Source organism: Pseudomonas sp. NPDC090208, assembly GCF_044746785.1.
GTDB lineage: Bacteria > Pseudomonadota > Gammaproteobacteria > Pseudomonadales > Pseudomonadaceae > Aquipseudomonas.
Map to the genome: position 1 here is coordinate 42,935 of NZ_JBIVCU010000009.1, position 10,920 is coordinate 53,854.

6 protein-coding genes and 1 pseudogene are annotated in these 10,920 nt (G+C 61.1%); 2 read left to right on the top strand and 5 right to left on the bottom strand.

Annotation, left to right across the window (positions count from 1 at the left end; translation table 11 throughout):
- Positions 1-85 precede the first annotated feature (85 nt).
- On the top strand, positions 86-3,073 hold the full coding sequence (locus ACIPL0_RS16225; protein ID WP_400597685.1) for a DUF748 domain-containing protein: 2,988 nt from the start codon (positions 86-88) through the stop codon (positions 3,071-3,073).
- Positions 3,074-3,087: 14 nt separating this feature from the next.
- Positions 3,088-3,390, top strand: coding sequence for a DUF2845 domain-containing protein (locus tag ACIPL0_RS16230; protein WP_400597760.1), 303 nt, complete (start codon positions 3,088-3,090; stop codon positions 3,388-3,390).
- Between the two features lie 147 nt (positions 3,391-3,537).
- Here the strand turns inward: ACIPL0_RS16230 and ACIPL0_RS16235 are convergent, their stop codons facing one another.
- From ACIPL0_RS16235 to ACIPL0_RS16255, 5 genes and pseudogenes are all read right to left on the bottom strand, one after another.
- Positions 3,538-4,359 (bottom strand): methyl-accepting chemotaxis protein, encoded by an 822-nt coding sequence (locus tag ACIPL0_RS16235; RefSeq protein WP_400731561.1) that lies wholly within the window; start codon positions 4,357-4,359, stop codon positions 3,538-3,540.
- A gap of 36 nt (positions 4,360-4,395) precedes the next feature.
- Positions 4,396-5,217, bottom strand: a pseudogene (locus tag ACIPL0_RS16240) (cache domain-containing protein); the annotation flags it as partial.
- A gap of 509 nt (positions 5,218-5,726) precedes the next feature.
- Positions 5,727-7,100: an HlyD family type I secretion periplasmic adaptor subunit gene (locus tag ACIPL0_RS16245; RefSeq protein WP_400597683.1), complete on the bottom strand. Its 1,374-nt coding sequence runs from the start codon at positions 7,098-7,100 to the stop codon at positions 5,727-5,729.
- Positions 7,090-9,243, bottom strand: coding sequence for a type I secretion system permease/ATPase (locus tag ACIPL0_RS16250; protein ID WP_400597681.1), 2,154 nt, complete (start codon positions 9,241-9,243; stop codon positions 7,090-7,092). The genes ACIPL0_RS16245 and ACIPL0_RS16250 overlap by 11 nt, the downstream gene beginning before the upstream one ends.
- Before the next feature lie 46 nt (positions 9,244-9,289).
- Positions 9,290-10,636, bottom strand: coding sequence for a TolC family outer membrane protein (locus tag ACIPL0_RS16255; RefSeq protein ID WP_400597680.1), 1,347 nt, complete (start codon positions 10,634-10,636; stop codon positions 9,290-9,292).
- Positions 10,637-10,920: the final 284 nt, after the last annotated feature.

A 10,920-nucleotide genomic window follows, 5' to 3' on the forward strand; every position in this document is an offset into this window, starting at 1 on the left:
TCCTACAGGCATTGAGGACGCGGCTCTGGAACCAGATTGGCGTGCCATACTCAAAGGCACCTCATATCGAGAGTCGGCGACCTACATGCCCAAAGGATTGAAACGCGCCATCGGCGCCTTGCTGGCCGTCTTCGCAATCTACAGCTTGCTGGGGTTTCTGATCCTGCCGGGCGTTGCGTTGCGGGTGATTAACCAACAACTGGCGAACTACGCCACCGTGCCGGCGAAACTGGAACGCCTGGAACTCAACCCCTACAACCTGAAAGTCACGCTGTGGGGGCTTTCCATTGGCGCACCCGGCAAGGAACAGATCGGCTTCGAGCGGCTGTTCGCCGACCTCGAAATCGACAGCCTGTGGACCAAGGCCCTGCACCTGAAGGCCGTGGAGCTGGACAAACCGAAGACCGAGCTGCTGTTTTCCAAGGACGGCACGCTGAATCTGGCCGGGTTGTTCAAGCTGCCGCCCATCGAACCCGCCAAGCCTGACGAGCCGCCGAGCAAACCGTTTCCGCTGCGTATCGACGAGATCAAACTGGCCGACGGCTACGTGCACTTTCAGGATCTGCGCCCCAGCGAGCCCATCGAATTTCTCTACGACGCCCTCAACTTCGAGCTGAAGAACCTCAGCACCCTGCCCGAAGACAATGCCGACATGACCCTGGTCGCCGCCGGCCCGAATGGCGGTCAGATCGACTGGGTCGGCCGGATCAGCCTGGTACCCATCACCTCCGAAGGCACCCTGAAAGTCACCGACGGCAAGATGAAGCTGTGGTGGCCGTACGTGCGCGACGCCCTGCCGCTGGCGCTGAAAGATGGCGTGCTCAGTCTCGAAACGCACTACAAGCTGAGTCTGGCCAAGGAAACCGAGCTGCTGCTGGACAAGACCTCGATCAAGGTCGCGCCGTTCGCCATCGATGCGCCGGATGGCCGGCCACTGGTGCGCCTGAAGACGCTGGAAGTCAGCGAGACGTCGATAGACCTCGCCAAACAGCTGGTCACCGTGGGCAAGATCCGCAGCCAGGGTCTGGAAACCTGGGCAGCGCGAGAGTCCGATGGCCAACTCGACTGGCAGAAGTTGTTTGCCAGCCAGCCTTCGAAAAACGAGCAGAAAAAGGTCGAGGCCGAGAAGAAACAACCGGCCACCGCCAGCGGCAGCGAAACCACCGCCGCGGCGCCCGCAGCGCCGAGCAAACCCTGGCAGGTGCTGCTGCGCGACACCCAGCTGCGCGACTACCGCATCCATCTCGCGGACAAGGTGCCGAAGGAGCCGGTGGCGCTGGAAGTCGGCCCGCTCAATCTGGACCTGAACAACTTCGACAGCCTGAACAAATCGCCTTTCACCCTCAAGCTCGACACCGGTCTGGGCAAACAGGGCAAGCTCACCGCTGCCGGCGAGGTCAATCTGGCGCCGGTGCGGGCCAAACTCGATGTCACCACCCGCGACATCGATCTGCGTATCGCCCAGTCCTATGTCACGCCGTTCATTCGCCTGGAAGTGCGCAGCGGCATGCTCAACAGCGATCTGGCAGTGGACCTGAAAAGCACCGAGCCGCTGGCGCTGGGGATCACCGGCAAGGCGCAGGTCGATCAGTTGCACACCCTCGACACGCTCAAGTCGCGGGACTTCGTCAAATGGCAGCGCGTCAACGTCGACGGCATCAACTTTCAGCTGGGCAACAGCCTGAGCATTGCCTCGGTCAATCTTGATCAGCCCTACGCGCGTTTCATCATTGCCGAGGACCGCACCACCAACATCAACGACCTGCTGGTGGCGCAGCCCGAGGACGGCGGCAAGGCGGCTGGCAGCAAACCCGCCGACAGCAAACCGGCAGCAAAAAGCAAACCGGCAGCGGCCAGCGGCGACAAGCCCATGGCCATCCGCATCGGCGAGATCAATATCCGCAATGGCTCGGCCAACTTTGCCGACAACAGCCTGACGCCGAACTTCGCCACCGCCATTCAACAACTGAACGGCCAGATCGGCACCATCGACAACCAGCAGAACAAGCCAGCACCGGTGAACATCAACGGCAAGGTCGACCGCTATGCGCCGGTGACCATCAAGGGCTCGCTCAACCCGTTCGACCCGCTGGCGAGTCTGGACATCGCCACCAGCTTCAAGCGCGTCGAGCTGACCACGCTGACGCCCTACTCCGGCAAGTTCGCCGGCTACCGCATCCGCAAGGGCCGGCTGAATCTGGACCTGCATTACCTGATCACCAAGGGCCAGTTGAAAGCCGAAAACAAGGTGGTGGTCGAGCAGCTGCAACTGGGTGAAAAGGTCGACAGTCCGGACGCCGTCAATCTGCCGCTGAAACTGGCCATCGCCCTGCTCAAGGACGTCGACGGCAAGATTTCCATCGAGCTGCCGGTGTCGGGCGACCTGAACAATCCGCAATTCAGCGTCATGCCCATCGTCTGGCAGACCCTGCGCAACCTGATCGTCAAGGCCGCCGCCGCGCCATTCAAACTCATTGGCGGGCTGCTCAACGGTAGCGGCGCCGAAGACCTCGGCACGGTGTCTTTCTCCCCCGGCTCCGACGAGCTGAGCCCTGAAGCACAGGGTTCGCTGGACAAACTCGCCGAAGCGCTGAAAAAACGCCCCGGCCTGCGTCTGGAAATCGAAGGCACCAGCGCCGAAGCCAGCGACGGCCCGCTGATTGCCCAGCAGCGGCTGGAGCGTGAATACCAGAGCACCTACTACAAGATCCTGCAGCGCCGTGGCGACAAGGTGCCGGCTCAGGCCAGCGACCTGATGGTGCCGGACGACGAAAAAGGCCCGATGCTGGACGGCATCTATCGCACCCGACTCAAGCAGCAACCACCGCCGGAGTGGGTCGATCTGGGCAAGGAAGAGCGGCAGAACCAATTGCGTCAGGCGGTGCTCAAATCCTGGAGTTCCAGCGCCCTGCTGCTGCGTCAGCTCGGCCAGTCCCGCGCCAGCAGCATCAAGGACTATCTGGTCGACAAGGGGCAACTGGAGGATGATCGGGTGTACTTCGTCGACGCCACCATCGGTCAGCCGGAAAAAGACGGACGCGTCATCAGCCCCCTGCATCTGGACAGTGAGTAACGATCTTGAAAAGCGTGTTAGCACAAACCGCGCTGGTGCTGGCCCTGGCCGCGTCGAGCAGCCTGGCTCAGGCCGACACCCTGCGCTGCGGCAGCCAGTTGATCAGCGCTGGCGATCGCATGTTCGAAGTGCAGCAGAAATGTGGAACACCGATCAGCCAGGAAATCGTCGGCTACAAGGAAACCGTCAACCACTTCCGCCAGGTCGATCAGGTGCAGGTTCAGGAGTGGATCTACGGGCCGAACAGCGGGATGTATCAGTACCTGCGTTTCGAGGGCGGGAAGCTGGTGCGCATCGATAGCAAGCGCGGGCGTTAGGCTCAATCCTGCATCGAACCTGTGGGAGCGAATTCATTCGCGAGAGGCCGTTACAGACGATAGAGATGCATCGTCTGTGCTATCGCATCGCGAATGAATTCGCTCCCACAGGGTCATGACGGCGCCCCATCGTGCGCCGTATTCGCTTCAAATCCTGAACTGTTTCACCAACCCACCCAGACGATCCCCCAGTTCGGTCAGGCTGTGCGCGGTCTGCGCGCCGCTCTGGGCGTCGTCGGCCACGCTGTCCACGGCCTGGGCGATCTGGGTCATGCTGCGGCTGATCTCTTCGGCGACGGCGGTCTGCTCTTCCGAGGCACTGGCGATCTGCGCGTTCATGTCGTTGATGGTCTCGATCAACTGGCCGATGGCATCCAGCGAACTGCCGGCTTCGTTGGCCAGCTCGCCGGTGGTCTTGCCGGTGTCGCTGGAGCGGCTCATGGCGACCACGGCCTCTTCGGCGCCGCGTTGCAGCGCGTTGATCATGTCGTGAATTTCCTGAGTGCTCTGCTGGGTGCGGCTGGCGAGCGCGCGCACCTCATCGGCCACCACGGCAAACCCGCGTCCGGCATCCCCGGCCCGCGCCGCTTCGATGGCGGCGTTGAGGGCCAGCAGGTTGGTCTGTTCGGCCACCGAACGGATCACGTCCACCACCGAAGCAATCGACTGCACGTTCTGACGCAGCGTATCCAGTGATGAACTGCTCTCGCCGATTTCGCCGATCAGCGCATGAATGCTGTCGATGCTCTTGTTCACTACGGTCCGCGCATCCTGGCCGACGTCGCTGGTCTGGCGCGCGGCCTGCGAAGCACCCTGCGCGCTGATCGACACCTGATGGGCCGCCGAGGACATTTCATGGATGGCGGTCGCCACCTGATCGGTTTCCTGACGCTGACGGCCCATGGCCTGCTCGGAGCGTCTGGCCTGGGACGACATGTCGCCGACCAGACCGTTGAGCTGGCCGGTCATTTCGGCGATCTGCCGCACCAGCCCATGGATCTTCTCGACGAACTGGTTGAAGGACTTCGCCAGCGCGCCGAGTTCGTCACCGCTGCTGACCGGCAGGCGCCGGGTCAGGTCGCCGTCACCGGCGGCGATGTCATCGAGGTTCTGTTTGATCGCCAGAACCGGTTTGACCAGCCCGTTGCCGAAGAACACGCCGACCAGCGCAACGAGGATCAGCACCACGGCAGCAATCGCCACGATCAGCGCGGCCGAAGAACCGATGCGGCTCTGGGTCGACGCGGCGATCTCCGCCACCTGGCGGTCGATGTCGTCGAGGTTCACCTGAGTGCCGAAGGCCAGGTCCCATTTCTGCAGGTAGGTGGTGTAGCCCAGTTTCGGAATCGGCTTGTCGCTGCCGGGCGTGGTCCAGTCGTAGCGGAAGAAGTGCGTGCCGTCCTTGGCCTTGTCCACCAGACCACGGATCACGTAGACGCCGTTGGCGTCCTTGGCATCGGAGAAGTTCTTGCCGATGTCCACGTCCTTGTCGGCCCAGAACACTCGCACATAGGACGAGTTGTAACCGAAGAAGTAGCTGGCCTTGTCGTAGAGCAGGGTCTTGAGCACTTTCACCGCGCGGTCGCGGGCTTCCATGTCGCCGGGCGCCGAGGCTTCGTAGATCGACTTGATCGCCGCCTCACCGATTTCCTGGTAGTGCTGCAGCGACAGTTTGCGCTCCTCAAGCAGGGTCGCGCGGGTCTGTTCGACTTCGTCGGTGGCCAGTTTCTGCAGGACCACCCAGGTGATGCAACTGATCACCGCGGCGAGCAGCAGGCTCGGGATGATCGCAAGGAGAATGACCTTGCTGCGTAGATTCAACGTCACGACGATTTCCTTTATATGCAGGAAAGATCCGTTTTCCGGGCGGAAAACGATCAAGAGCTTCTTGTGATTAATAACGCGTAGACGACAGCTTCATTTCACCGTATCGCTGCTTTGCCGCGGATCTTTAATGCGCGGGGCAGATAAATTACGGGTGAAATATGTCACAAGGCTACTATCCATAAGGATGAATTGACGGGCGTGATGGGGAGGGGTTGTGTATCGAAATCGGTGATGGTTTTTGCGTCATCGGGGAACACGCAATCCCCGTGGGAGGGAGCCCTGCTCGCGAATGCGTCGGTTCAGTCACCCTTGCAGTGTCTGTCAGTCCGTTTTCGCGAGCAGAGCTCCCTCCCACAGGATCGCTGTCAGCCACACGTTTTGTGGATTGCCGCCAAACCTGTAGGAGCGCGCTTGCCCGCGATGGCGGTGTGTCAGTCAGCGCGCTACTGCCGGGTTGGACGCTTAAGACAGTTGGCGCCCTCCCACAGGTGATGTCGGCAGCGTAGCGATCAACGCTCGTGCAGTGCCTCGGCGCGGGCCTTCAGGACGGGCTTGAGCAGGTAGCTGAGGATGCTTTTCTTGCCGGTGATGATGTCCACCGAGGCCACCATGCCGGGGATGATCAGCAGCGGATGCTCATCGGTGCCCAGATGGCTGCGATCGGTGCGCAGCTTGATCACGTAGAAGGTGTTCTTCTTCTCTTCATCCTGAATGGTGTCGGCGCCGATCTGTTCCAGCTTGCCCTTGAGGCCACCGTAAATGGTGTAGTCATAGGCGGTGAACTTGATCATGGCTTCCTGACCCGGGTGCAGGAAGGCGATGTCCTGTGGACGGATGCGAGCCTCGACCAGCAGGGTGTCGTCCAGCGGCACCACTTCGGCGATGTCGCTGCCCGGCTGGATCACGCCACCCACGGTGTTGACCAGCATCTGCTTGACGACACCACGTACCGGCGAGGTGACCATGGTGCGGTTGACCCGGTCTTCCAGGCCCTTGGCGGTGGATTGCGCCTTGGCCAGGTTGGTGCGGGCCTCGTTCAGTTGCGTCAGCGCATCGCTGCGGAACTTGCCACGGGTTTCGTCGATCTTGCGCTGCACTTCGGCGATGGCCGCCTGCGCGCGGGGAATCGCCAGCGTGGTGCCGTCCAGTTGGCCGCGGGTTTCCACCTCCGAACGCTTCAGACGCAGGATATCCACCGGCGATACCGCACCCTGCTTGACCAGCGGCTCGGACATGCCGATTTCCTGACGCAGCAGGTTGAGGCTGTTGCGGTATTGCTCCTGCTTGGAGCCGAACTCGCGCAGTTCCTGCTGACGCTGGATCAGTTGCTGCTGCAAGCCGCCGATTTCATCGACCAGTTGCTGACGGCGGCTCTGATACAGCGACTCTTCGTTGGCCGCCTGGTTTGGCGCCGACTTGCGCGCTTCCGGGCTGATGTTCAGCGGACGGTCGTCGACTTCCGCACTCAAACGCTCGACGCGCAATTCCATCGCCACGCGGTCGGCTTCGGTTTCGCCGACGTTGGAGGCAAAACGGGTGTCGTCGAGACGGATCAGCGGCGCGCCGGCTTCAACGATCTGGCCGTCGTGGGCATAGATCTCGGCGACGATACCGCCTTCCAGGTTCTGGATTTTCTGCACTCTGGACGACGGGATCGCCTTGCCCTCGCCCTTGGTCACTTCATCGATGACCGCGAAGTTGGCCCACAGCACCAGGAAGGTGAAAAACAGGATGACCGCCCAGATGGTGATCCGCACGATACGCGGCGCGTCGTCGACCAGCGCCTTTTCGACTTCGGGCATCGGCTGCCCGTCGAGGGACGGCGAGCCTTTGAAGTAGCCAAACAGGCCACCGCCGGAATTTGGACCCGATTTAAGCAACACTGATCTGCCCCTTCTTCAACGCTTCCATGACCGCAGCTTTCGGGCCGTCGGCGAGAATCTGACCACGGTCGATGACCAGCAGGCGGTCGACCAGCGAAAGCAGCGAGGCACGGTGTGTCACAAGCACGACGGTTTTCTTCTCGATAACGGCTTGCAGGCGCTGTTTCAGGCGCTCTTCACCGGTGTTGTCCATGGCGCTGGTCGGTTCGTCGAGCAGCAGGATCGGCGGGTTGAGCAACAAGGCGCGCGCCAGGGCGACGTTCTGTCGCTGGCCGCCGGAGAGGTTTTGCCCACGCTCACCGACTTGCAGCTCGTAACCCTGCGGGTGCAGGCGGGCGAATTCGTGGACGCCAGCCAGTTCAGCGGCTTGCAGCACCATCTGGTCGTCGACGTAACGGGCGCCGGACACCAGGTTGTCGCGCAGGCTGCCGGCCAGCAGCTGGATGTCCTGGGCCACGTAACCGATGTTGTGGCGCAGTTCGCTGACGTCGATCTGACGAATGTCCACGCCATCGACCAGCAACGAGCCTTCATCCGGCTGATACAGACCGACCAGCAGTTTAGCCAGCGAGCTTTTGCCCGAGCCGCTGCGGCCGATGATGCCGACCTTTTCGCCGGGGCGGATCACCAGATTGATGTTTTTCAGCGCCAGGTTCTGCTGATTCGGGTAGGTGAAGTCCAGGTTGCGGAATTCCATGGCGCCTTGCAGCACCTGACGGCTCAGCGGGCGCTCTTCAAAATTGCGCTCCTGCGGCAGCTCCATCATCTGGTCCACGGACACCATGGTCACCTTGGCCTGCTGATAACGGGTCAGCAGACCGGACAATTGCGCCAGCGGACCGAGGGCGCGGCCACTGAGCATGTAGCAGGCCACCAGGCCGCCCATGCTGAGGTTGCCGTCAATGATCATGTACACGCCGAAGCAGATCATCGCCACGCCGGCGAGTTGCTGGATCAGCAGGGTGATGTTCATCGCCAGGCCCGACAGAATCTTGACCCGCAGCTCCAGACGGCTGAGGGTGCCGATGGTCTGCTCCCAGTGGTACTGGCGCTCGCTCTCGGCGTTGTTGACCTTGACCGCGTCGAGGCCGGCCAGGGTTTCGATCAGGCTCGACTGCCGCTCTGCACCCAGCGCCATGGTGCGCTCAAGGGTGGCGGTCAACGGTTTTTGCAGGAAGTGGCCGATGCCCAGCGCCAGAGGGAAGGCGACAATCGGAATCCACACCAGATGCCCGCCCAGCAGCGCGATCACCAGCAGGATGATCAGGGTGAACGGCAGGTCGATCAGACTGGTCAGGGTCAGCGACGTGAGAAAGTCGCGCATGCCCTGAAATTCATGGATGTTCTGCGCATAGCTGCCGACCCGCGCCGGGCGGAACTTCATCGCCATGCCGACGATGCGCTCGAACAGGGTCGCGGAGATGATCAGGTCGGTCTTCTTGCCGGCCAGGTCCAGGCACAGACTGCGCAGGCCCTTGAGCAGCAGGTCGAACAGGTAGGCACCGCAGATACCGATGGCGAGCACCCAGAGGGTCGCGGTGGCCTGGTTCGGCACCACGCGGTCGTAGACGTTCATCACGAACAGCGGCGCCGCCAGGGCGATCAGGTTGATCACCAGGCTTGCAGCAATCGCGTCGGCGTACAGCCAGCGCGACAGCTTGAGGGTGTCCTTGAACCAGGAGCGCGCCCGCGGAATGAGCTGACCCTTGGTCATGTCGAACTTGTGCTGCGGCTGGGCGAAGAACACCCGGCCGCTGTAATCCTGGGTCAGCGCTTCACGCTCGACCCGTACTTCACCGCCGTCACTTTCACTGATCAGCACCCGCGCGACGTCGCCTTCCCAGCTCAACAGCACGGCGCAACGACCGTCCTTGAGCAAGAGCATGGCCGGCAGCGCGATGGTCGGGATCTGTTCCAGCTTGCGTTGCAGCAGGCGCCCTTGCAAACCGGCCCGGGCCGCTGCGCGGGGCAGCAGATCGGGCGTCAGGCGCTGGTCGGGCAACGGCAGGCCGGTGCTCAACATGGCCCGGCTCGCCGGTTTGTGATGCAGGGCACAGAGTGTCAGCAGGCCATCGAGCAGCGGGTCGTCATGCTGGCTGCGCGGGTCATGGCCCAGTTGGGCAGAAGGTAATTCCAAATCCACGCTGACACTCTCTTTAACAGTTGGAAAAAACTGATTCTGTCAAAAATCAGTTCATGCCCGGCAGTTTTACTGTCGGTTTTATATCGTTTTGCACAACCGATGCCATCGGTGCCACGACGCCCTGACTTTTCAGCAGAGTGCCAATGTCGGCCTGAATACGGTATTGGGTGTAGGTTTTCAGGCTCTGCAACTGCACCAGACGCTGCTGGGCGGTGAACAGTTCATTCTCGCTGTCCAGCAGGTCGAGCAGAGTACGCTCTCCGAGGCTGAATTGCTGCTGGTACGACGTACGGACGCTGGTGGCGCGATCGACGTATTGCTGGGCAATCGGCACCTGAGCGGTGGCGTTGTTGTAGGCGTTCCAGGCCAGGCCGAGTTCTTCGTTGAGCTGACGCAGGGCGTTGTTGCGGATGTCCAGCGCCTGGCTGGTCTGGTACGACTTGGAAGTCAGGTCGGCCTTGTTGCTGCCACCGGCATACAGGTTGAACTGCATGCGCACCATGGCTTCCCAGCCATTGTTGTGGCCCTCTTCGCCGCCGATGTTGTTGTCGGCGGTGCGGCCCAACTGGGCGTCGAAACGCGGGTAGAAGGTTGACTTGGCGGCTTCGTATTGCTTCTCGGCGGCGGCGATGTCCGATTCGGCCGAGCGCAGCACCGGGCTGTTGTCGAGCATTTGACGGCGGGCTTCTTCCAGATCGGCCGGCATCAGGGCGAACGGCGCCGGTTTTTCCAGCTGATCAGGCAGTTGTCCGACCGCACTCAGATAGTTGGTCTGGGCATCCGCCAAGTTGGTCTGTTCTGTAATCAAGTTGTTACGTGCCTGTGCCAGACGCGCGTCGGCCTGGTCCATGTCCGCCATGCGGCCAACACCGCGACTGGTGCGCAACTTGATCTGGTCGTAGATACGTTCGTGACTTTTAAGGTTTTCTTCTGCCAGACGCACCATCTCGCGTTGCGTCAATACATCGATATAGACTTGCGCAACTGTCAACGCAGTGCGTTCGGAAGTGTTCAGCAAAGAATACGCCCGAGAATTGGCGGTGGCTTGTTGACGCCCAACTTCGTTAGTTGTGGCAAAGCCATCAAACAGCATTTGCGAGAGCCGCACGCTGGACTCGCCGCGGTTCAAAGTCTGCCAGTCATGGCTGCCGCTTGCGCGCGTCGTCGGGTTGTCCGAACCCTCTCTGCCGTAACCCGCCAGAACATCGACACGTGGCAAGTAGCCACCCTTCGCCGCACGTACCGCGTAGTCCTGTGCAATGCGCGCATTCACGCCTGCCTGCACCTCTGGGTGCACGTCCATCGCCTTCTGCATGGCCTCTGGCAAGGTTTGTGCCTGTACGAATGCCGCCGTCAAAGCAAAGGGTACAGCAGAGAGAATTTGCACACGCATGTTGGTTACTTCCCGAGAACGTACTTGTTCAGAAACACAGCAATGAACCCACTGCTGCATCGTATAAAAGGCGTTTAAAGAGACCGTCGTCGGGCTGTTCTGAAGGGCGTGGGATCACACAGCAGAAATACGCGATCTCATCAAATATCAATGTGACATTACACAAGCAATTGTTTAGGATGTCGCGATAGAGGTCAATAGTTTGGCATAAAGTTAATGCAGGACCTGAAAAACGCAAGAAAATAATTTGACGTCAAATATCCAGCCATTGGCAAATCAATAAC

What these genes read in the sequence shown, in the direction of transcription:
- ACIPL0_RS16255 (WP_400597680.1), bottom strand. Translation starts at nt 10,636, where the DNA reads ATGCGTGTGCAAATTCTCTCTGCTGTACCCTTTGCTTTGACGGCGGCA.
- ACIPL0_RS16225 (WP_400597685.1), top strand. Translation starts at nt 86, where the DNA reads ATGCCCAAAGGATTGAAACGCGCCATCGGCGCCTTGCTGGCCGTCTTC.
- ACIPL0_RS16235 (WP_400731561.1), bottom strand. Translation starts at nt 4,359, where the DNA reads ATGACCGGCCAGCTCAACGGTCTGGTCGGCGACATGTCGTCCCAGGCC.